At 64.0% G+C, this 22,063-nt stretch carries 16 protein-coding genes; 11 read left to right on the top strand and 5 right to left on the bottom strand.

Annotation, left to right across the window (positions count from 1 at the left end; genetic code table 11):
- The first annotated feature begins 11 nt into the window (after positions 1–11).
- The 9 genes from osmF (at position 12) to C9E81_RS17205 (ending at position 9,916) form a co-directional block, all read left to right on the top strand.
- Positions 12–923, top strand: coding sequence for a glycine betaine ABC transporter substrate-binding protein OsmF (gene osmF, locus C9E81_RS17245; protein ID WP_122113592.1), 912 nt, complete (start codon positions 12–14; stop codon positions 921–923).
- Positions 924–934: 11 nt separating this feature from the next.
- On the top strand, positions 935–2,098 hold the full coding sequence (locus C9E81_RS17240) for an ABC transporter permease (protein WP_122113591.1): 1,164 nt from the start codon (positions 935–937) through the stop codon (positions 2,096–2,098).
- The gene (locus C9E81_RS17235) at positions 2,095–3,030 is read left to right on the top strand and encodes an ABC transporter ATP-binding protein (RefSeq protein ID WP_106690544.1); all 936 of its coding nucleotides are present in this window, start codon (positions 2,095–2,097) and stop codon (positions 3,028–3,030) included. The genes C9E81_RS17240 and C9E81_RS17235 overlap by 4 nt, the downstream gene beginning before the upstream one ends.
- Positions 3,027–3,761, top strand: a complete 735-nt coding sequence (locus tag C9E81_RS17230; protein ID WP_122113590.1) for an ABC transporter permease — start codon at positions 3,027–3,029, stop codon at positions 3,759–3,761. Before C9E81_RS17235 ends, C9E81_RS17230 begins: the two co-directional genes overlap by 4 nt.
- Before the next feature lie 115 nt (positions 3,762–3,876).
- Entirely contained in the window at positions 3,877–5,133 is a 1,257-nt protein-coding gene (locus tag C9E81_RS17225; protein ID WP_122113589.1) for an imelysin family protein, read from the top strand.
- Complete coding sequence (locus C9E81_RS17220; RefSeq protein ID WP_122113661.1) at positions 5,117–6,676, top strand: di-heme oxidoreductase family protein; 1,560 nt, start codon at positions 5,117–5,119, stop codon at positions 6,674–6,676. The genes C9E81_RS17225 and C9E81_RS17220 overlap by 17 nt, the downstream gene beginning before the upstream one ends.
- Positions 6,676–7,671: an imelysin family protein gene (locus C9E81_RS17215; RefSeq protein ID WP_122113588.1), complete on the top strand. Its 996-nt coding sequence runs from the start codon at positions 6,676–6,678 to the stop codon at positions 7,669–7,671. The genes C9E81_RS17220 and C9E81_RS17215 overlap by 1 nt, the downstream gene beginning before the upstream one ends.
- 147 nt (positions 7,672–7,818) lie before the next feature.
- Positions 7,819–8,895, top strand: coding sequence for a DUF1513 domain-containing protein (locus tag C9E81_RS17210; protein WP_122113587.1), 1,077 nt, complete (start codon positions 7,819–7,821; stop codon positions 8,893–8,895).
- 196 nt (positions 8,896–9,091) lie between these two features.
- Entirely contained in the window at positions 9,092–9,916 is an 825-nt protein-coding gene (locus C9E81_RS17205) for a prephenate dehydrogenase/arogenate dehydrogenase family protein (RefSeq protein ID WP_122113586.1), read from the top strand.
- On the opposite strand, the gene C9E81_RS17200 is transcribed toward C9E81_RS17205, so the two are convergent.
- The 5 genes from C9E81_RS17200 to glgB all read right to left on the bottom strand — a co-directional run bounded on the left by C9E81_RS17200 (position 9,867) and on the right by glgB (position 19,771).
- On the bottom strand, positions 9,867–12,257 hold the full coding sequence (locus C9E81_RS17200; RefSeq protein ID WP_122113585.1) for a glycogen/starch/alpha-glucan phosphorylase: 2,391 nt from the start codon (positions 12,255–12,257) through the stop codon (positions 9,867–9,869). The two genes, C9E81_RS17205 and C9E81_RS17200, sit on opposite strands and share 50 nt — an antisense overlap.
- 409 nt (positions 12,258–12,666) lie before the next feature.
- The gene (gene glgX / locus C9E81_RS17195; protein ID WP_122113584.1) at positions 12,667–14,757 is read right to left on the bottom strand and encodes a glycogen debranching protein GlgX; all 2,091 of its coding nucleotides are present in this window, start codon (positions 14,755–14,757) and stop codon (positions 12,667–12,669) included.
- Between the two features lie 127 nt (positions 14,758–14,884).
- Positions 14,885–16,306, bottom strand: a complete 1,422-nt coding sequence (glgA, locus tag C9E81_RS17190) for a glycogen synthase GlgA (protein WP_122113583.1) — start codon at positions 16,304–16,306, stop codon at positions 14,885–14,887.
- A complete protein-coding gene (gene glgC / locus C9E81_RS17185) occupies positions 16,303–17,562 on the bottom strand; it encodes a glucose-1-phosphate adenylyltransferase (RefSeq protein WP_122113582.1) in 1,260 nt (419 codons plus the stop codon). The genes glgA and glgC overlap by 4 nt, the downstream gene beginning before the upstream one ends.
- A gap of 25 nt (positions 17,563–17,587) precedes the next feature.
- Positions 17,588–19,771, bottom strand: coding sequence for a 1,4-alpha-glucan branching protein GlgB (gene glgB, locus C9E81_RS17180; protein ID WP_243698704.1), 2,184 nt, complete (start codon positions 19,769–19,771; stop codon positions 17,588–17,590).
- Positions 19,772–19,895: 124 nt separating this feature from the next.
- Here glgB and C9E81_RS17175 point away from each other — a divergent pair, with 124 nt between their 5' ends.
- Together C9E81_RS17175 and C9E81_RS17170 are read left to right on the top strand one after the other, a co-directional pair.
- On the top strand, positions 19,896–21,500 hold the full coding sequence (locus tag C9E81_RS17175) for an alpha-glucosidase (protein WP_122113580.1): 1,605 nt from the start codon (positions 19,896–19,898) through the stop codon (positions 21,498–21,500).
- A gap of 12 nt (positions 21,501–21,512) precedes the next feature.
- Positions 21,513–22,055, top strand: coding sequence for a 5' nucleotidase, NT5C type (locus C9E81_RS17170; protein ID WP_122113579.1), 543 nt, complete (start codon positions 21,513–21,515; stop codon positions 22,053–22,055).
- Positions 22,056–22,063: the final 8 nt, after the last annotated feature.

Below are 22,063 nucleotides of genomic sequence, written 5' to 3'. Positions count from 1 at the left end.
GAGCAATCAGCATGAAACCTCTGACATATTTCTTTGCCGCTGCGGCCATCGGGCTGGCGGCCGGTTCGGCCTCGGCACAGGACATCGTGGTTTCCTCGAAGATCGATACCGAGGGCGGATTGCTGGGCAACATGATCCTGCTGGCGTTGCAGGATGCCGGGCTGCCCGTACAGGACAAGCTACAACTGGGTGGCACGCCGATCATGCGCGATGCGATCACCTCGGGGCAGATCGACATCTATCCGGAATATACCGCGAATGGCGCCTTCTTCTTCAACGAGGCCGACAGCCCGGTCTGGAAGAATGCCGAGGAAGGCCGCGCCCGCGTGGCTGAACTCGATAAGGAGCAGAACGACATCATCTGGCTGGACCCCGCCCCCGCCAACAACACCTGGGCCATCGCCCTGCGACAGGACGTGGCCGAGGAAAACAGCCTCGCCACCATGTCGGATTTCGGCGAATGGGTCGCGGGAGGCGGCGAGGTGAAGCTGGCCGCCTCGACCGAATTCGTGACCTCTGCCGCAGCCCTGCCCGCATTCCAGGAAACCTACGGTTTCGCAATGAAATCCGATCAGCTGGTGCAGCTTTCGGGCGGCGACACCGCAGCGACGATCGCGGCGGCGGCGCAGCAGACCTCGGGCGTCAACGCGGCGATGGTCTATGGCACTGATGGCGGCATCGCACCCGCCGGGCTGGTGGTGATGGAGGATGACAAGGGCGTGCAGCCGGTCTATCAGCCCGCCCCCATCGTCCGGGCCGAGGTGCTGGAGGCGCATCCAGATATCGCCGAGGTGCTGAACCCGATCTTTGCCACGCTGGAACTGAATACATTGCAGGAACTGAACGGCCGCATCCAGATCGGCGGTGAGCCTGCCGCAACGGTGGCCAAGGATTACCTGACCACAGCGGGCTTCCTCGACTGAACGCCGCCGGGATGGCTTTCCGTATCAGCCGCACCGGGCTGCTGTTCGCCCTGATCGGGTTGGCCGGGCTGGCACTGCCCTTCGTGCAGTTCAAGCCGAACCGGATCGTTCCGGGCGAAGGGCTGCGGCTGTTCGATGCCTTGTCCCTGCCCCTTGGCTGGATGATCGGGCTGGTTCTCGGTGCAGTGCTGATCGCAGGCTGCCTTGAGCGCTGGCCCGCCAGGCTGCGTTTGACGGTGGCCCTGCTGAGCGTGATCGCGGTGACGCTGGCCTTGGGCGCGGCGGCAACACAGTTGACCCCACCGGACAATACGCTGGCGCGGGTTTCCCCGTCCTCCGGTTTCTGGCTGCTGCTGCTCGCCTTCGCCCTGATGCTCGCCGATGCGCAAAGCCGCATCACGCTTGGGCTGCCGATCCGTCTTGCGATGCTGATCGGGGCGATGGTCCTGATCGCGGTAATCCTTGGGTCGGGTGTGCTGGACGGGGTATCGGTCATGCGCGAATATGCGGCCCGCAGCGACCTGTTCGCGCGGGAAGCGGCGGGGCATCTGGTCCTCGCCTTCGGCTCGCTTGGCCTTGCGCTGCTGATCGGGCTGCCGCTTGGTGTGGCGATCTACGAATCCCCGGCGATGCGCCGCCCGGTTCTGGGCATCCTGAACATCCTGCAGACCATCCCCTCGCTGGCGCTGTTCGGTATCATGATCCCGATCTTCGGCTGGATCGCCGCCAATATCCCCGGGGCGGCACAGGCGGGGGTCGCGGGGATCGGCCTGTTTCCGGCGCTGGTGGCGCTGTTTCTCTATTCCCTGCTGCCGGTGGTCTCGAACACGTTGACCGGGCTGATCGGCGTCAACCCGGCCACGCGGGAGGCGGCGGCGGGGCTGGGCATGACGCGCCCGCAGATCCTGGTCCAGGTGCTGATCCCGCTGGCGCTGCCGGTCCTGCTGGCGGCGATCCGCATCGTGCTGGTGCAGAATATCGGCCTTGCCGTCATCGCCGGGCTGATCGGCGGCGGCGGATTCGGCACTTTCGTGTTCCAGGGATTGAACCAGACCGCCATGGATCTGGTTCTGTTGGGTGCGCTGCCGACAATCGCGCTGGCTCTGGTCGCCGGCATCGCGCTGGATCTGCTGGTCGAGGCGACTGGCGGAGCCCCGAAAGGAGGGCAAGCATGATCGAGATTCAGAACCTGACCCGCATCTATGGCACCACTGCCGTGGTCAAGGATGTGAGCCTGACGGTCGAGACCGGGCAGATCGCGGCCCTGGTCGGCACCTCGGGATCGGGCAAGACCACGCTCTTGCGGATGATCAACCGGCTGGTCGAGCCAAGCGCAGGGCGGGTGCTGATCGACGGCAAGGACACCGCCGAGATCGAACCTCACCTGCTGCGCCGCCAGATCGGCTATGCCATCCAGGGTCACGGACTGTTTCCGCATCGGACCGTGGCGCAGAACATCTCGACCGTGCCACGCCTGCTGGGCTGGACGCAGGATCAGCACCGCGCCCGCGTGGACGAGTTGCTGGAACTGTTCCAGATGGAACCCGCCGATTTCCGCGACCGGATGCCGCATGAATTATCGGGCGGCCAGCAACAGCGCGTCGGTGTGGCCCGCGCCTTGGCCGCGCGCCCCGACCTGCTGTTGATGGACGAGCCTTTCGGCGCGCTCGATCCGGTGATCCGGGCCAAGGCGCAGCAGGATCTGCGCGACATCCAGCGGCAACTGGGCACGACGCTGATCATCGTGACCCATGACATGGAAGAGGCCGTGACCCTGGGCGACCGGATCGCGGTGATGGACAAGGGCGAGTTGCTGCAATACGGCCCGCCCTCCGAGATCCTCACCACCCCCGCAACCTCTTTCGTCAGCGATCTGATCGGCACCGGCGACCGGCCCTTCCGGCTGCTGTCGCTGACCCCTGTGGCCGAGATCATCGCCGAGGGACAGGCCGAGGGCGCCGAGATCCCGCGCGAGGCCAGCCTGCGCGACGCATTGGCGGAATGCCTGTGGAGCGGGCGCGACCGGCTGCCGGTCGAGGGCGGCGGTATCGTCACGCTGGACAGCTTGCGCGCGCAGGCCGCCCCGACCGCGAGGGCGGCGGAATGACCGGACGGGTGCTGATGGCGGCAGCGATGCTGTTCCTGCTGGCCTTCCTTGCCAGCCCGGAAAGTTTCGCATCGCTTTTCAAACCATTCACCCGCAACAATGCTCCGGCGATCTATACCCAGACCGGCCTCATGTCGCTGACCCTGTCGCATCTGGGGCTGGTCCTGCTGGCCGTCATCGCCTCGACGCTGATCGCGGTGACGCTGGCGATCCTCGTGACCCGGCCCTCGGGGCGAGAGTTCCTGCCGCTGGCGCGCACCGTGACCTCGGTCGGACAGACATTTCCGCCGGTCGCGGTGCTGGCGCTGGCCGTGCCGGTGATGGGCTTTGGGGCGGGGCCGACGCTTGTGGCACTGTTCCTCTATGGCCTGCTGCCGGTGTTCGAGAACGCGCTGGCCGGGCTGACCGGCCAATCCCCGCAGGTGCAAGAGGCCGCGCGGGGCATGGGCCTGACTCCGCGCCAGAGGCTGTGGCAGGTCGAATTGCCGCTGGCCCTGCCGGTGATCCTGACCGGCGTGCGGCTGACGGCGGTGATTTCGCTTGGAACCGCGACGATCGGCTCGACCGTGGCGGCGAAAACCCTGGGAGAGCTGATCATCGCGGGGCTGCTGTCATCCAACACCGCATTCGTCCTGCAGGGCGGCATGGTTGTGGGGATCCTCGCCGTGCTGATCTATGAGGGCTTTCAGCGGCTCGAACAACTCGCCGCAGCACGGATCGGACAAGGATGATATCCTGTCTTGACCCGCAGTCGCTGCCGAGATTGACTACTCCTAGATATTTAGTCAGGAAATGGTAACCGGCTGCGACAAGAAAAGAGGCAGCCATGTAACCCGGGAGGACAGAATGAAAACCACCGTCGCCATCTCCGCGTTGGCCTGTGCCGTCGCGATGCCGGCACTCGCCGGCAAGCCCGAGGTCGTGCAGAACTACGTCGCCATCGCCCACGCCGCCTACGAGGACAGCCTGACCAAGGCGCAGGAATTGCAAACCGCCATCGATGCGCTGCTGGCCGAGCCGTCGGAGGATACACTTGCCGCCGCCCGCGACGCGTGGATTGCCGCGCGCGTGCCCTATATGCAGACCGAGGCCTATCGTTTCGGCAATGCCATCGTCGATGACTGGGAGGGCAAGGTGAATGCCTGGCCACTGGACGAGGGGCTGATCGATTATGTCGATGCCTCCTATGGCGGCGCCACGGATGAAAACGAATATGCGGCCCTGAACGTGATCGCCTCGCCCAGTTTCACGCTTTCGGGCGAAGAGGTGGACGCTGCCGAGATCACGCCGGAACTGCTCTCCGAAAAGCTGCAGGAGGCCGACGGGATCGAGGCCAATGTCGCTACCGGCTATCACGCCATCGAGTTTCTGCTTTGGGGGCAGGACCTGAACGGCACCGATGCCGGCGCGGGAGAGCGGCCCTGGACGGATTACGCCTCGGGCGATGAATGCACCGGCGGCAATTGCGACCGGCGCGGCGCCTATCTGAAGGCCGCCACCGACCTGCTGGTCAGCGACCTGGAATGGATGGTCGCGCAATGGGCCGAAGGTGGTGAGGCCGCGACATCGCTGACTGCCGATCCCGATGCCGCGATTTCTGCGATGCTGACCGGGATGGGCAGCCTTTCCTATGGCGAGTTGGCGGGCGAGCGGATGAAGCTGGGCCTGATGCTGAACGACCCCGAGGAAGAGCATGACTGCTTTTCGGACAACACGCATGAAAGCCATTTCTATGACGGCATCAGCATCCAGAATGTCTGGATGGGCCATTACACGCGCACCGATGGCACCGAGGTGACCGGGGAATCGCTGCGCGACCTGGTGGCAGAGGCGGATCCGGAGGTCGCCGAGGCCGTGACCACGGATATCGCCGATTCGGTGGACAAGCTGCAGGCGATCTGGGACAGGGTCGATCAGGGCGAGTCCTATGACCAGATGCTGGCTCGCGGCAACAAGGAAGGCGAGACCCTGATCATGGCCGCTGTGGATGCGCTGGTGGCGCAGACGCAGGAAATCGAGCGGGCGGTAAATGCTTTGGGTTTGCAGGAAATCGGGTTTGAAGGTTCGGACAGCCTCGACAACCCCGATGCCGTGTTTCAGTAGGATCGGTTTGGCGGCGCTGGCGGTGCTGATTTGCTCCGCCGCGCCGCTGACCGCCGATCAACTGGCTTTGCGGGATCTGCATCTTTCCGCCATCGCACGCACGGATGAAGAAACGGCCCGCATAAAGGCCGTGACGGCCCCGCCGACCGGTTTCACTGCGCCCGAGAAATTCGAGGCCAATCCCGCCGGGGCCGCCACCGTGCGGCTGCGCAGCGACGCCGACGCCTTTTCGCTGCCCTCGGGAAATATCTCCTTCGAGGGAGAGCTGGATTTCAAGGTCGGCAACGGGCTGTTCCGCAAGCTGTGGGTGTCGTCGCCCTCTTCGACACTGGCTTCGGATGGGTTGGGGCCGCTCTACAATTCGCGTGGCTGCCAGAACTGCCATCTCAAGGACGGACGCGGCCATCCGCCCGATATCACGGGTGCTCCGGGCGGCTCAATGTTCCTGCGTCTGTCGATCCCGGCACCCGAGGATGCCGCCGCCAGCGAAATCGAGGATTATCTTGCCAGTATCGGACAGCACATCACCCCGACCCGCCCCGATCCGGTTTATGGCGGGCAGTTGCAGGACCTGTCGGTGCAGGGTATCCCCGCCGAGGGGCGGATGCGCATCACCTATGAGGAGATCCGCATTCCCCTGTCGGGCGGCGAGGCCGCATCCTTGCGCAAGCCCAGCTACTCCATCGACAACCCGGCCTATGGCCCCCTGCGCGACGATTTGATGCTCAGCCCGCGCGTGGCGCCGCAGATGATCGGGCTTGGCTTGCTGGAGGCGATCCCGGCCGCCGATATCCTGTCAGGCGCCGATCCCGGGGATGCCAATGGCGACGGTATATCCGGGCGTGCACAGATCGCATGGTCCGCACGCCACGATGCGCCGATGCTGGGCCGCTTCGGCTGGAAGGCCGGAATGCCGACGATAGAAGAACAATCGGCGAGCGCATTCGCCGGGGATATCGGCATCTCGAACCCGCTGCATCCCGATGGCTGGGGCGACTGCACCAAGGCGCAGACCGCTTGCGTCAAGGCTCCGCATGGCGATGGCGATGCGCGCGGGACCGAGATCGATGCCGAGGGGCTCGACTTCGTGACCTTCTACAGCCGCAATCTCGGCGTGCCCGGACGGCAGGGGGTGGGCGACAAGGACGTGCTGCGCGGCAAGCAGGTCTTTCACGAGACCGGCTGCGCCGATTGCCACCGCCCGAAATTCGTCACCGCTCGGCTGGAGGATCGGCCCGAGCAGAGTTTCCAGCTAATCTGGCCCTATACCGACTTGCTGCTGCATGACATGGGCGAAGGGCTGGCCGATCATCGCCCCGAAGGGCTCGCAAGCGGCCGGGAATGGCGCACGCCGCCGCTTTGGGGGCTGGGCTTGACTGAACAGGTCAACGGGCACAGCCTCTTCCTGCATGATGGCCGCGCCCGCTCGCTTCTCGAAGCCGTGCTGTGGCATGGAGGCGAGGCGGAACCGGCCCGTGACCGCGTGATATCCATGCCGCCCGGGGACCGGGCCGCCCTGATCCGATTCGTGGAAAGCCTGTGATGCGATTGCTTGCCCTAGCCCTTGCCTCCCTGACCGCCTTCGCCCCCATGCCCGTCATGGCCGGCGTGACCGAAGCGATACGGGAACATATCCTGCCCGCCGTCGAGGAATTCTCTGCCGCCACCGCGGATCTGGCCGAAACGGCGGCGGATGATTGCACGGCAGAGGCGCTGCGCCCATCCTATCGACAGGCTTTCGACGCCTGGATGGGTCTGTCGCACCTGTCCTTCGGCCCGCTGGAAACCGATGGACGGGCGCTGGCCATCGAGTTCTGGCCCGATCCGCGCGGCATGGTCGCCCGCACCGTCGAGGGGATGACTGCCGATGCCGACCCGGTGGTTGATGATCCGGAAAGCTTCCCCGAGGTTTCGGTCGCGGGGCGCGGGCTGATGGCGCTCGAACGCTTGCTTTACGACGATGCCCTGTCGGCATACGGGGCCGGGGATTACAATTGCCGTTATGCGGTGGCCATCTCGGCCGACCTGTCACGCATGGCCGGGGAGGTCCTGGCCGATTGGCGGGAGCATGCAGAGCTGATGCGGACCGCCGGGGCCGAGGGAAATGCCCGCTACATGTCGGAAAACGAGGCCTCGCAGGTTCTTTATACCGCGCTGCTGACGACGATCGAGTTCGACGCCGATCAGCGGCTTGGCCGTCCGATGGGCACGTTCGACCGCCCGCGCCCGACCCGCGCCGAGACCTGGCGCTCGAACCGTCCCCTGCGGAACGTCACCCTGTCGCTGAAGGCCCTGCGCGGACTCGCCCTGACCATGTCGGACGATCCGATCCCAGCGACCGAGGCAGCATTCGATACGGCGCTGGTGACGGCAGAGGCGCTCGGCGATCCGCTGCTCGCCGGGGTCGAAACCCCGCAGGGACGGCTGAAGGTGGAGATCCTGCAGCAGCAGATCCGCGCGATAGGCGACGCCATCGAGGCCGAGATCGGCGACGGACTCGGCCTGAGCGCCGGGTTCAATTCGAGGGATGGGGATTAGGATGGAGTTGCGCGTGACCGGGCTGCCGAGGGGATTGCGTCCCGCGATGGCCGGGGCTCCGCCCCGTCGCCGTTTCGGCGACTCCCCGAGGTATTTTAACAAAGAAGAAAGAGCAGGCAATTTCAGGCAGTTTCGGGAGGACCTGTCATGATCGGACGTCGGAATTTCATCGCCGCCCTGCTTGCCGGGTCGGTCGTGCCGCACCTGTCATGGGCGGATGCGGGCAGTCCCGCCATCCTAGGGGCGGCGCGCGAGGAGAGTGGCGGCTATGCGTTGTTCGGTATCGCGGAGGATGGCGGCGATTGCTTCCGCATCCCCCTGCCCGCCCGGGGCCATGCCGCCGCAGCCCATCCAACGGCACCCGAGGCCGTGGCCTTCGCCCGCAGTCCCGGCCGCTTTGCCGTGGTGCTGAACTGTGTCACCGGCGAGGTGCTGGCGCGGCTGGTCGCGCCCGAGGGGCGGCACTTCTATGGCCATGGCACCTTCATCGCGGACGGCGATATCCTCTGCACCTCGGAAAACGATTTCGAAACCGGTCAGGGCCGGATCGGGCTCTGGTCCCGCAGCCAAGGCTGGCGACGCGTGGGAGAGAACCCGACCCATGGCGTCGGCCCGCATGAGATCAAGCATTTGCCGGGGGATATCCTGATCGCGGCGAATGGCGGCTATCGCAATCATCCCGACCGGCCCGGCGTCAAGCTGGACGTGCCAGAGATGCGGCCCAACCTCGCCTATGTCAGCCCCGATGGCGAGTTGCTGGAAAAGGTCGAGCTGAACGAGGAACTGCGCCTCAATTCCATCCGCCATATCGCTCTTGGCCGGGACGGGCTGGTCGCCTTCGGAATGCAGTGGCAGGGCGATCCGGCACTCGGGATGCCGCTGATGGGGCTGCATCGGCGCGGCGAGGCGACGGTTCTGGACCGGATGCCGGTATATGAGGCTATGGCGATGCGGGGCTATGTCGGCTCCATCGCCTTCGATGCGGAGCGCCGACAGATCGCGATCAGTTCTCCACGTGGCGGACGGGTGCAGGTCTTCGACGAGACGGGGCGGCATCTGAGGGCCATCGAGCGAGAGGATGTCTGCGGCATCGCCCCCGCGGATCGGGGTTTTTTTCTGTCAGATGGTCTCGGCGGGCTGATGCGGGCGGGCGAGGCGCTGCATCCGCTGGCCAAGCATCGGGGCCGCGCATGGGATCACCATCTGGTGCCTGTGATGGCCTGATCACCCCGCGCGGATTGACATCCCGCCCGACCGCCGCTATCCGCCATCGGCATGACAGATGCCTTCCTCACCGCCATCGCCTATTACGCGCCGCGTTCATAGCGGCGGGGAGAAGCATATATTCAACCGCTGCATGGCCAGCGGTTGAGTTCCGGCAGGACGTCCCTGGCCCTGCGGCCCTTCAAAGGTCCCGTCCATGCCACAGAACGCTCCATTCCACCCTTCCCTGACCATTGGCCTTGCCGGTCTTGGTGCTTTCGGGCAGTTGATCGCCCGCCATCTTGGTTCCCATTTCCCGATCGAGGCCCATGATCCCGCTCCGGCGGCTCACGCGGCGGCGGCGCGGCTGAATGTCACTCTGACCACGCTGGAGCGGGTCGCGAGCCATCCCGTCATAGTAATCGCCACGCCGGTTTCACGGATCCCCGGGGTCGTCGAGGCCATTGCACCGCATATCCGCCCCGGAACGCTGGTCCTTGATGTCGGCTCGGTAAAGCTCGTCCCGGCCGGGATCATGCGGCGCGGGCTTCCCGAACATGTCGATATCGTCGCCACCCATCCGCTTTTCGGTCCGCAAAGCGCCCGCGACGGGATCGCAGGGCTGAAGATCGCGCTTTGTCCGGTCAGGGGGCGGCGGCATCTCCGTCTTGCTGCGTTCCTGCGCCGGTATTTGCGGCTCGATGTCATCGTGACCACGGCAGAGCAACATGACCGTGAGGCGGCGACTGTGCAGGGCCTCACCCATCTTATCGCCAAGGTTTTGACCCGGATGGAGCCCCTGCCAAAACGCATGACCACCCGCAGTTTCGACCTGTTGCTGGCAGCGGTGGAGATGGTGCGCTTTGATGCGCCGGAGATCTTCAAGGCAATCGAAGGCGAGAACCCTTACTCGGCCGATATCCGTCGGCGCTTTTTCGAACTCGCCTCGGAACTGGAGAACGAGTTGAGCACTCCGCGGGACCTTTCCCCTCCTATCCCCCGACCGGCCCGGCCCGCCAGATATCGGCCATATAGCCCCTGATGGTCCGGTCAGATGAGAAATAGCCCGAGCGCGCGATATTCAGCGCCGCCATCCGGTCCCATTCCGCCTGATCGCGATAGGCGGCATCGACCCGACGCTGCGCCGCGAAATAGGCGCCGAAATCCGAGGCGACGAGGAAGGGATCGTCATTCCAAGTCCGGTCCAGCAGCGCGAAATACGGATCGCCCTGCCCGCCCGAGAACCTGCCCTCGGCCACCATCTGCAGGGCGGCGCGCAGATCCTCGCTTGCCTCGATGGCGGCGCGGGCATGGCCGGGGCGCGCGGTCTCAGCAGCGGCCTCCTCTGCGGTCAGGCCGAACAGGAAGAAATTCTCCGCCCCCACATGTTCGCGGATCTCGACATTCGCGCCGTCCAGCGTGCCGATGGTCAGCGCCCCGTTCATGGTGAATTTCATGTTGCCGGTGCCCGAGGCCTCCTTGCCCGCAGTCGAGATCTGCTCGGACAGGTCGGCGGCGGGGATCAGCATCTCGGCCATCGAGACGTTGTAATTCGGCGGATAGGCGATCTGCAGGAATTTCCCGGTCATCGGATCGTTGTTAATGGTTGCGGCCACATCGTTGATCAGCCGGATGACCGTCTTGGCGAGCCAGTAACCCGGAGCGGCCTTGCCTCCGAATATCTTCACCCGTGGCACCCAATCCCCATTCGGATCGTCATGGATCCGCCGCCACAGGGCGATGGCCTCGAGGATGTTCAGAAGCTGGCGCTTGTATTCATGGATTCGCTTGACCTGCACATCGAAGATCGCATCCGGATCCGCCTTCAGCCCCAGGTCACCCAGCGGGTGATCGGCCAGCCACTGCTTGTTGCGCCGCTTGGCTGCCCGCAGGCCCTCGCGGAAAGCGGGATCGTCTGCATGAGGCTCCAGCCCACTAAGCCGGTCCAGATCGGCGGTCCAGCCGGTGCCGATGGTCTCGTCGATCAGCCCCGCCAGCGCCGGATTCGCCATGCGCAGCCAGCGGCGCGGCGTCACCCCGTTGGTCTGGTTCACGATCCGGTCGGGGTGCAGCCTGTGCAGATCGGCAAAGACCGTGCTCCGCACCAGGTCGGTATGCAGCGCCGAGACCCCGTTCACCTTGCCCGCCATGATGAAGGCCAACTCGCCCATATGCACCTGGTCATTCCGGACGATGCCGACATGATCGGGGCGCCCCGTGGCGGCGCGGTGATCGGCGTCGATCATCTCGATGATCTGCATGTGGCGCGGCAACACCCGCCCCATCAGCCATGTGGACCATGTCTCCAGCGCCTCGGGCAGAAGCGTATGATTGGTATAGTTCAGCGTGCCGCGCGCGAGGTCGCGGGCCTCCTCAAAGCCCAGCCCATGCTCGTCCATCAGAAGACGCATCAGTTCCGGCCCGGCAATGGCAGGATGCGTGTCGTTGAGCTGGATCGCCACTTTCCCGGGCAGCAGGCGCAGATCGCCATGCTCGGACAGGAAGCGGCGCAGGATATCCTGCAGGGCGGCGGCGGTCAGGAAATATTCCTGTTTGAGCCGCAATTCCTTGCCGGCTTCCGTCGTATCATCGGGATAAAGCACCCGCGACAGGGTCCGTGCCAGCGCCTCGGGCTCGGCGGCGGCGGCGTGATCGCCCGCGTTGAACCGCTGCAGATCAAGCAGCGTCGTCGGATGCGCGCCCCATAGCCGCAGCGTATTGGCCCATTCGCCGTTCCAGCCGATCACCGGCATGTCATAGGCCCGCGCGATCACGCTTTCACCCGGATGCCATTCGACACCGCCATCGACCTCTTCGACATGCCCCTTGAAGCCGATCGTGTAGCTGTAATCGATCCGGGTGAACTCCCAGGGATGCGGCTGGTTCAGCCAGTCCTCGGGGGTCTCGACCTGCTGCCCGGCCTCGAAGCGCTGGCGGAACAGCCCATGTTCGTAGCGAATGCCATAGCCCACCGCCGGGCATTGCAGGGATGACAGCGACTCCATGAAGCATGCAGCAAGACGCCCCAGCCCGCCATTGCCAAGGGCGGCATCGGGTTCATCCTCAAGGATTTCCCGCTTGTCGAGCCCCAATTGCCCCAAGGCTTCATCCATCGCCTCATTCAGCCGCATATTGATGACCGCGTCGCCAAGCGTCCGCCCGATCAGGAATTCCATCGACAGGTAGTAGACCCGCTTGGCCCCTTGTTCGCGTGTGTGTCGCAGGGCCGTCATCCAGGGGTCAACCATCAGATCCCGCACCGTATGACTGACTGCCAGCCGCCAGTCGAATATCGTGGCGGCCTCGGGCTCACGGCCCTGCGTGCGGGTCAGGTGATAAAGGATCCGGTCGCGAAGATCCTGGGAAAATGGGTGTCGGGTCAAAATCTGCCTCTTGAAACCTGTCGATCATCGCGGCGCCGATAGCGCCATCAGCGACCGGAACCTGTTGCCAGTTTTCTCAGGTCTTGAAAAGCGCCGGGCGGGATTATCGGGCAAGAGCGCGCAAATGCGTCACAGGTGGCGCTTGCGTTCCTGTTATGACCGGGGGACACTCCCGTCGCCGGCGGATCATTCGAACCGGGGGGGGGGCGACCGACCGGCGCCCCCGTTGGATATTTCCATGAAGAAGAAGGGGCGGAAAGTCCTGGCTGTCAAACGCTCGGTATGTTTTTCATACTGATCTGCACACCCGGACTCTTGCGATCCGCAGCACATGTCCCCTGCTCCGCACGAATGGCGGCAGGTGGTCACGCAACGCATATAGCCTGCGCGCCGCGGTCATACGGTTCGGTCATTCCGTTTCCCCCGCCCCACACATGACGAAGGCAGTGACGCTGTCGGCCGCGATCGTTTCGGCCTCCGCCGCAGGATCATCGGTCTCGTCGTCGCGGGAACTGTCCAGACGCCGCCGCCATGCCTTGCCATCCGCGATGTCGGGCAGGCGCACCAGCGCCTCCTCCCCGGCGTTGAAGACCAGGAAGACCGCTCCGGGCAAGGCCGCGTAAGGGGGCGTGCCCGAGGCCATCCGCATCTCGACCGCAAGCAGGCGCAGATCGGGATTGGTCCAGTCCTCCTCGCGCATCGGCTCGCCATCGGCGCGGCGCCAGAACAGGTCGGGCAAGCCGTCCTCGCGGCGTGGGCGGCTGTGCAGGAAACGCCTTTGCCGCAGGATCGGATGGGCCTTGCGGAAACCGATCACCCGACGGCAGAAATCCAGGAAATCCCGGTCGGCGCCGTCCCAGTCCACCCAACCCGTTGCATTGTCCTGGCAATAGGCGTTGTTATTGCCGCCCTGCGAATTGCCCAACTCGTCACCCGCAAGGATCATCGGTGTGCCCTGCGACAGCATCAGCGTCGCCATCAGGTTGCGGCGGCGGCGGGCGCGGCGGGCCAGCACCTCGCTGTCGTCGCTCGGCCCCTCGACACCGCAATTATCCGAGACGTTGTGATCGTGGCCGTCGCGGTTATCCTCGCCATTGGCCTCGTTATGTTTCTGGTTGTAGCTGACCGTATCCATCAGCGTGAACCCATCATGCGCGGCAATGAAATTGACCGAAGAGGTCGCCGCCCGCCCGTCATGATCGAACCGCGCCGCCGATCCGGCGATGCGCTTGGCCAGCTTGCCGATCAGCCCGGCATCGCCTTTCCAGTAACCACGTATCTGGTCGCGAAAACGGTCGTTCCATTCCGCGAAGGGCGCCGGGTACGAGCCGAGCTGATAGCCGTCCGGCCCGATATCCCATGGCTCGGCAATCAGCTTGACCCGGTTCAGCACCGGGTCCTGGCGCACTGCACGAAAGAAGGGGCCGTCGCGGTCGAACACTCCTCCGGTCCGACCCAGAACCGAGCAAAGGTCGAAGCGGAAACCGTCCACATGCATCACCTCGACCCAGTAACGCAATGAATCCATGACCAATCTGAGCGTGAAGGGACTGTCCATGTTCAGCACGTTGCCGGTGCCCGCGTCATTGACATAATAGCGCCGGTCGTCGGTCAACCGGTAATAGGCAGCGTTGTCGAAGCCGCGAAAGGACAGGGTCGGCCCCAGCTCGTTGCCTTCGGCGGTGTGGTTGTAGACCACGTCGAGGATCACCTCGATCCCGGCCCGGTGAAAGCGCGCAACCATCTGCTGGAACTCGGCAATATCGCCATCCTGCATGTAGCGCGGCTCGGGCGCGAAGAAGCCGTAGGACATGTAGCCCCAGTAATTCACCAGCCCTTTTTCGGTCAGGAAACGGTCATCCTTGAAGGCATGCACCGGCAAAAGCTCGATCGCGGTCACGCCCAGATCGTTCAGGTGATCGAGGATCGGGTCAGCGGCCATCGCCAGATATGTGCCGCGTCCGGAGATGTCCTCGCGACCGGCGGTCAGGCCCTTCACATGCGCCTCGTAGATCACAGTTTCGGTCCATGGATGCTGCGGAGGCCGGTCGTTACCCCAATCAAAACCGGGATCGACCACCAGCGATTTCGGCATATAGGCGGCGCTGTCCCGCCGGTCAAAGCTGAGATCGGCATCGGCATAACCGACGCGGTAGCCGCAAAGCGCATCATGATTCACAGGCTTGCCGGTCAGGCGCTTGGCATAGGGGTCGATCAGCAACTTGTTGGGATTGAAGCGATGGCCCTCCTGCGGAGTATAGGGGCCGTGGACGCGATAGCCGTATCTCTGGCCGGGCCGCAGTCCCGCGATAAAACCATGCCAGACATGCCCTTCGCGCTCGGGCAGGTCGATGCGGGTCTCTTGACCCGTTGCGTCAAACAGGCACAAAACCACTCGCTCGGCATGTTGCGAGAAGACGGCGAAATTCACCCCGGCGCCGTCGAATGTGGCGCCCAGAGGGGTCGGGAGCCCTGCGGTGATCGCGTATCTGTCAGTCATTCCCGGTGTGTATCAGCGAATTGTAAAAGTCCGGCGGCCAATCCGGCGCAATCCGGGAACCGCGTCCCGCCATGGCCTGGAGATAGCCGCATCGGCACCAAGCTGCAACGGGAGGCCCGTTCGGCGCTCAGCCGATCAACCCGGCATACATGGCGGCATAAGCTTTGGCCGATTGATCCCAGCCAACGGGCTGCGACATCGCGTTCGCCTGCATCCGGGACCATGTTTCGCGATCCCTGTAAAGCGCGCAAAGCCGGGTCAGCGCATTGCGCAGCGACTCGGCTGTGATCGGCGAGAACTGGATACCAGTGGCCACCCCTTGGGCCAGGGCGGCGGGAGACGCGTTGATCACCGTGTCGGCCAGCCCCCCGGTCAGGCCAACCAGCGGCAGCGTGCCATAGCGCAGCCCGTAAAGCTGCGTCAGCCCGCAGGGCTCGAAACGCGAGGGCACGAGGATCGCATCACCGCCCGCGATCATGCGATGCGAGAGCGCCTCGTCATAACCGATCCTGACCGCGACATGCGGGTTCTTTGCAGCGCGTTCGAAGGCCGTCTGCAGGGCGGGATCGCCCGAGCCCAGCAGGGCAAGCTGCCCACCGCCTTCCAGCAGGGCGGGCAGTGCCTGCAACACCAGGTCCAGCCCCTTCTGCTCGGTCATCCGCGAAACGATCACGCAGAGCGGGCCATCGCTTTCGGGCAGGCCCATTTCGGCCCGCAAGGCGGATTTGTTGGCGGGCTTTCCCTTGAGATCGCGATAGGTCTTGATCGCCGGGTCACTGGCGGGATTCCAGACCGCTTCGTCGATGCCGTTCAGGATACCGGTCAACGCATCGCGGCGATGGCGCATGACCCCGTCCATGCCAAGGCCGAATTCAGGTGTCATCAGTTCCTCGGCATAGGTCGGCGACACCGTGGTCAACCGGTCCGCCCCCATCAACCCCGCCTTCAGCGCCGAGATCGCGCCCCAATATTCAAATCCCTCGCTGTGAAAGCGCCCCGGATCGAGGCGCAGGGAATGCAGCCGGGATGGATCGGCGGGACCGTTGAAGGCGATATTGTGGATGGTCAGGACGGTGCGCAAGTTGTCCGCCTGCATCCGCCGCAGGTATTCGGTCATGAAACCCGCCTGCCAGTCATGGCCATGCAGGATCCGCGGGCGCCAGTCCCCTGCCCCCTTGGCCCCGACATGCGCGCCGACCCATGACAGCGCCGCGAAACGTTCGGGATTGTCGGGCCAGTCGCGGCCGTCCGGGCCGAGATAGGGGTTGCCTTCACGGGCAAACAGATGCGGCACGTCGATCACCAGCAGATCGAGCCCCGCCGCCTGACCGGCGAACAGCCGGCCCGGCCCTCCGAAAAGATCGTCGAACCGCTCCACCTCTGTCTTGCCCTTCAGCGCCGCCATGACGGCGGGATAGCCGGGCAGCAGCGTGCGCATCTGCACCCCGTGCCCCGCCAGCGCGGCGGGCAAGGCGCCCGCCACATCGGCCAGCCCGCCGGTCTTGACCAGCGGCGCGCATTCCGAGGCAACCGACAGGACGCGGATCACAGTGCCGCCGCCCGCTTGTCCAGCATGTCCTGCGTGATCAGTGTCACGCCGCCCTCGCTGACCCGGAACCATTTCGCGTCCTCCTGCGGATCCTCGCCCACGACAAGCCCCTCGGGGATCACCACCCCGCGGTCGATTACCGCGTGGGACAGTTTCGCATGACGATGCACCGTCACATAGGGCAAGGCGACCACGTGATCCAGCGAGGCATAGGAATTGGTGTGCACCTCGGTGAACAGCAGCGAGTTGCGGATCTCGGTTCCCGAGATGATGCAACCGCCGGACACCATGGAGGAAACCGCCAGCCCGCGCCGCCCCTTTTCGTCATGGATGAATTTCGCCGGGGGCACGCTTTCGGAATAGGTCCAGATCGGCCAATCGCGGTCCCACAGGTTCAATTCGGGCGTGAAATCGGTCAGGTCGATATTGGCCTGCCAGAAGGCATCCACGGTGCCGACATCCTTCCAATAGGCGGGCGCACCCTCGCGCCGCACACAGGACTCGTCGAAACGATGGGCCATCGCCTTGCCGTTCTTCACGATCCCGGGGATCAGGTCATTGCCGAAATCATGGCTGGAATCCGGATCCTCGGCATCGCGCTGCAGCAGGTCACGCAGAAAGGTCCAGTTGAAGACATAAATCCCCATCGAGGCCAGCGCCTTGTCGGGATCACCGGGCATGGCCGGCGGATCCTTGGGCTTTTCGAGGAAAGAGGTGATCCGGCCGGTATCGTCCACCGCCATCACCCCGAAGGCGCTCGCCTCCTTGCGGGGAACGGTCAGGCAGCCGATGGTCACATCGGCGCCATTCTCGACATGCTCGCGCAGCATGATCTCGTAATCCATCTTGTAGATATGATCGCCGGCAAGGATCACGACGTAATCGACGCCATAGCTGTCCACGATGTCGATATTCTGCGTCACCGCATCCGCCGTGCCGCGATACCAGCTTTCCTCGTCCATCCGCTGAGAGGCAGGCAGGATATCCAGAAACTCGCCCCTCTCGGCCCGGAAGAAGTTCCAGCCGCGCTGGCAATGGCGGATCAGGCTATGCGCCTTGTATTGTGTGGCGATGGCGATCTTGCGAATGCCCGAATTCATCGCGTTGGACAGTGCGAAATCGATGATCCGGGTCTTGCCGCCGAAATAGACGGCGGGTTTCACGCGCCTGTCGGTCAGTTCCTTCAACCGGCTGCCGCGCCCCCCGGCCAGAACGAAGGCCATCGCCCGCCGGGTCAGTCTTTTTGTCTCGGCCATTCTTTCTATCCCCTCCCCTGAAAAATCACTCCGACGCGGTGAAAATTACCACTGCCAATGGCGGCAATGTCACGGCCATCGAGGCGGGCTGCCCGTCCTGCGGCCCACCATCCGCCTCTGCCCCTCCCAGATTACCCATGCCGCTGCCGCCATAGATCACGGCATCAGTGTTCAACGCCTCGGCCCAATACCCCTCTCGCGGCACGCCTATCCGGAAATTCTCACGCGGAACCGGAGTGAAGTTGCAGATCACGATGGCGGGGGGATCCCCCTCCTCTCCCCATCTGATCCAGGCATAGGTCGATTGCTCGGGATCGGTCGAAATCCACTGGAATCCCTCGGCCTCGCAGTCTCGCCTGTGCAGCGCGGGCGTATGCGCGTATAGCCAGTTCAGGTCACGCACGAGTGTCTGCACGCCCTTGTGCGGGGGCTGTTCAGCGGCATGCCAGTTCAGTTCGGCATTATGGTTCCATTCCTCGGGCTGGGCGAACTCGCAGCCCATGAACAGGAGCTTCTTGCCCGGATGCCCCCACATGAAACCGTAATAGGCCCGCAGGTTCGCGAATTTCTGCCATTCGTCGCCGGGCATCTTGCCCAGCATGCTGCCCTTGCCATGCACGACCTCGTCATGGCTGATCGGCAGGATGAAATTTTCCGAGAAGGCATACATCAAGCCAAAGCTCATCAGGTCGTGATGATGCTGCCGATGCACCGGATCACGCTGCATGTAGCGCAGCGTGTCGTTCATCCAGCCCATGTTCCACTTATAGCCGAAACCCAGCCCGCCGGCATCCACGGGGCTGGAGACCTGCGGATAAGAGGTGCTTTCCTCGGCCACGGTCATGATCCCCTCGGCCTCGGCATAGGCGGCGATATTCATGTTCTGCAGGAAGGCGATGGCCTCGTAATTCTCGCGCCCGCCATCCTTGTTGGGGATCCATTCGCCCTCCTTGCGCGAATAGTCGCGATACAGCATCGAGGCCACCGCATCCACGCGCAGCCCGTCGATATGATATTCCCGCAGCCAGTAGATCGCATTAGCGATCAGGTAATTCTGAACCTCGGTGCGGCCGTAATTGTAGATCAGCGTGTTCCAGTCCTGGTGGAATCCCTCGCGCGGGTCGGCATGCTCATACAGCGCGGTGCCGTCGAAATGCGCCAGCCCATGCGCATCGGTCGGGAAATGCCCCGGCACCCAGTCCAGCAGCACGCCCAGCCCGGCCTCATGCGCCGCATCGACCAGATCTCGGAATTCATGCGGCGGGCCGAAACGGATCGTCGGCGCGTAAAGCCCCACCGGCTGGTAACCCCATGAACCATCAAAGGGAAACTCGCTGACCGGCAGCAATTCCAGATGGGTGAAGCCCATATCCTTGGCATAGCCCACAAGATCGCGCGCCATTTCCTTGTAGGACAGGGGCCGCCCGCCATCGTCCCAACGCTTGCGCCACGACCCCAGATGCACCTCGTAGACCGAGATCGGCGCATGGCGGTCATGCGCCTTGGCACGGTCCTTCATCCAGGCCTCGTCATGCCAGCCATAGCCCGAGATATCGCGCACCACGCTGGCCTGCTCCGGCGGATGCTGCGAACCGAAGCCGACCGGATCAGCCTTGAGCTGCAAGGCATCATTGGCATCGAGGATCTCGTATTTGTACAGCGCGCCCTCGGCCACATCGGGCAGGAAGATCTCCCACAACCCGTTGCCTGCGCGCCGCATCGGGTGACGCCGCCCGTCCCAACGGTTGAAATCCCCGACGACCGAAACGCGGCGGGCATTCGGCGCCCAGACCGCGAAATGCGTGCCCCGAACGCCCTCATGCGTCATCACATGCGCGCCAAGCGCCTGCCACAGCCGCCGATGCGTGCCTTCGCCGATCAGATACAGGTCCGTCTCGCCCAACACCGGGCCGAAGCGATAGGGATCGTCGAACTCCCATTCGATCCCGCCGCCCGAACGCGCCTTCAGCCGATAGGCGCCGGACCCGACCGGCCCCGCGAAGAGATCGCCGCCAATCCGTTCCAGCGGCATCTCGCCCTTGTCGGTCAGCGCCACCAGCGCCGCGACATCCGGCACCAGAGCCGCCACACAGATCCGCCCGCCCCTCTCATGTGGCCCCAGCACGTCGAATGGCCGGTCGTGCCGCGCATCGAGCAGCAGGGCAAGATCCTCCGCACCAATCATAGCCGTGTTCGTTACGTGTTCCATGCCCCCACTCTATCCGGCGCAAAGATTCGAGCAATGCGTTAGTTAACGCTAACAATTTCTTTCGCTCCCGGCTACAGTCATGATTTACTCGGGCCGAATCTCATTGAGGATACAGGAGCAGTCGATGGTGGAATGGTGGCGTGACGCGGTGATCTACCAGATTTACCCCCGCAGCTTTCAGGACAGCGATGGCGACGGGATCGGGGATCTGAAGGGTATCACGCAGCGCCTCGACCATGTCGCCGGGCTTGGCGTGGATGCGATCTGGCTGTCGCCGATCTTCACTTCGCCGATGAAGGACATGGGGTATGACGTGTCGGATTATACCGATATCGACCCGCTTTTCGGCACGCTCGCGGATTTCGACGCACTGGTCGCACGGGCACATGAACTGGGACTGAAAGTCATTATCGACCAAGTCATCAGCCATTCCAGCGACAAGCATCCATGGTTCGCCGAAAGCCGCCAGAGTCGCGACAACCCGCGCGCCGACTGGTATGTCTGGGCCGATCCCAATCCCGACGGCACGCCCCCGAACAACTGGCCCTCGGTCTTCGGTGGCCCGGCATGGGAATGGGAGCCGCGCCGCAGGCAGTATTACCTGCATAATTTCCTGATCGAGCAGCCGGATCTGAACATGCACAACCCGGCCGTGCAGGACACGCTGCTGGAAACCATGCGCTTCTGGCTGGAGCGCGGCGTGGACGGTTTCCGGCTGGACACGGTGAACTACTATTTCCACGATGCCCAGCTGCGCGACAACCCGCCCAATCCCGACCATACCGGGCCGGAAACCTATGGTTTCCAGCGCCATGTCCACTCCAAGAACCGCCCCGAGAATATCGGTTTCCTGAAACGGATGCGCGCGCTGACCGACGAATACGACGCGCGCATGATGGTGGGAGAGGTCGGGGATGGCGGCCAGACCGCCATCGACATCATGGCGGAATATACCGCCGGAAACGACCGGCTGCACATGTGCTACAGCTTCGAGATGCTCAGCCCGGAATTCACCGCCGCGCATTTCCGCCGCTGCATCGAGGGCGTGCAAAAGGGCGCCCCGGACGGGCATTCCTGCTGGAGTTTCTCGAACCATGACGTGATCCGCCACGTCACCCGCTGGCAGGACCATGCAGGCAACCCCGATGCACTCGCCCGGCAGGCGGCGGCAATGCTGCTGTCCTTCCCCGGCACGATCTGTCTCTACCAGGGCGAGGAACTGGGCCAGACGGAGACCGAACTGGTCTATGAGGAACTCACGGATCCGCCCGCCCTGCGTTTCTGGCCCGAGGTCAGGGGCCGGGACGGCTGCCGCACCCCGATGGTCTGGGATGCGGATGCCCCGAATGCGGGCTTTACCACCGCCGATCCGTGGCTGCCGGTCAAGGCACCACAGGCCAGCCGGGCCGTTACAATCCAGCAGGCCGACAACGACAGCGTGCTGGCCGCCTATCGCGCCATCCTGTCCTTCCGCAAATCGCAACCCGCACTGCGTTGGGGGCAAACCGAATTCCCAGATCTGCCCGAACCGGTGCTTGCCTTCCGCCGAACTCATGAAGGCACGAGCCTGACCTGTGTATTCAACCTTTCCGCCAGTCCAGAACAGTTGACCGTCACGGGCGACACCGTGCTCTCCGGCCCTTCCCATGCGTCATTGTCGGCAGGCAGGCTTGTTCTGCCCGCGAACGGTTTCGCATGGTTGAGCGGCAATATTGATCTGCAAGCCTGACAGGACCATTCCATGACCAGCACAAGATACCGGATCGGCGTCGATATGGACGATGTGATCTGCAACACCCATGCCAGCCTGATCGAATGGGCCGGGCGGGAGTTCGGCCTCTCCCTGAGCGACCGGGCCGACGAGCCGATCGAAACGTTGCTGACCCCGCCACAGAACGCCATCATGACAGAAATGCTGAACGAAGGTTCGATCTTTCGGCATCTCGCCCCGATGGATGATGCGATAGAGGTCCTGACCGAACTTTATCACGCCCATGACATCTTCATCGTTACGGCGGCGATGGAACATCCCGGCAGCCTTCAGCACAAATTCGCATGGGTCGGTGAGCATCTGCCGTTTTTCGACCCGCTGCGGCTGGTGTTCTGCGGGCACAAGCATGTCGTGGATGTCGATTACCTGATCGACGACACCCCTCATCACTTCGAGAAACTGGGCGGGCGCGGCATTCTTTACGACGCTCCGAAGAACCGCCGGGAAAACCGTTATCAACGGGTCCGGAACTGGCGTGACATCTCGCGGCTCTTTGCGGCGGCTTTGACCTGAAGGGACGC

The sequence above is a fragment of the Paracoccus alkanivorans genome (assembly GCF_003697785.1).
Lineage (GTDB): Bacteria > Pseudomonadota > Alphaproteobacteria > Rhodobacterales > Rhodobacteraceae > Paracoccus > Paracoccus alkanivorans.
This window is presented reverse-complemented; position numbering and strand designations above follow the sequence as displayed.

Bases quoted from the DNA above. Each gene is read 5' to 3' on its own strand.
- C9E81_RS17175 (WP_122113580.1), top strand. From the start codon at position 19,896: ATGGTGGAATGGTGGCGTGACGCGGTGATCTACCAGATTTACCCCCGC.
- C9E81_RS17235 (WP_106690544.1), top strand. From the start codon at position 2,095: ATGATCGAGATTCAGAACCTGACCCGCATCTATGGCACCACTGCCGTG.
- C9E81_RS17240 (WP_122113591.1), top strand. From the start codon at position 935: ATGGCTTTCCGTATCAGCCGCACCGGGCTGCTGTTCGCCCTGATCGGG.
- glgX (WP_122113584.1), bottom strand. From the start codon at position 14,757: ATGACTGACAGATACGCGATCACCGCAGGGCTCCCGACCCCTCTGGGC.
- glgB (WP_243698704.1), bottom strand. From the start codon at position 19,771: ATGGAACACGTAACGAACACGGCTATGATTGGTGCGGAGGATCTTGCC.
- C9E81_RS17230 (WP_122113590.1), top strand. From the start codon at position 3,027: ATGACCGGACGGGTGCTGATGGCGGCAGCGATGCTGTTCCTGCTGGCC.
- glgC (WP_122113582.1), bottom strand. From the start codon at position 17,562: ATGGCCGAGACAAAAAGACTGACCCGGCGGGCGATGGCCTTCGTTCTG.
- C9E81_RS17220 (WP_122113661.1), top strand. From the start codon at position 5,117: ATGCCGTGTTTCAGTAGGATCGGTTTGGCGGCGCTGGCGGTGCTGATT.
- C9E81_RS17170 (WP_122113579.1), top strand. From the start codon at position 21,513: ATGACCAGCACAAGATACCGGATCGGCGTCGATATGGACGATGTGATC.
- C9E81_RS17215 (WP_122113588.1), top strand. From the start codon at position 6,676: ATGCGATTGCTTGCCCTAGCCCTTGCCTCCCTGACCGCCTTCGCCCCC.
- C9E81_RS17225 (WP_122113589.1), top strand. From the start codon at position 3,877: ATGAAAACCACCGTCGCCATCTCCGCGTTGGCCTGTGCCGTCGCGATG.
- osmF (WP_122113592.1), top strand. From the start codon at position 12: ATGAAACCTCTGACATATTTCTTTGCCGCTGCGGCCATCGGGCTGGCG.
- C9E81_RS17210 (WP_122113587.1), top strand. From the start codon at position 7,819: ATGATCGGACGTCGGAATTTCATCGCCGCCCTGCTTGCCGGGTCGGTC.
- C9E81_RS17205 (WP_122113586.1), top strand. From the start codon at position 9,092: ATGCCACAGAACGCTCCATTCCACCCTTCCCTGACCATTGGCCTTGCC.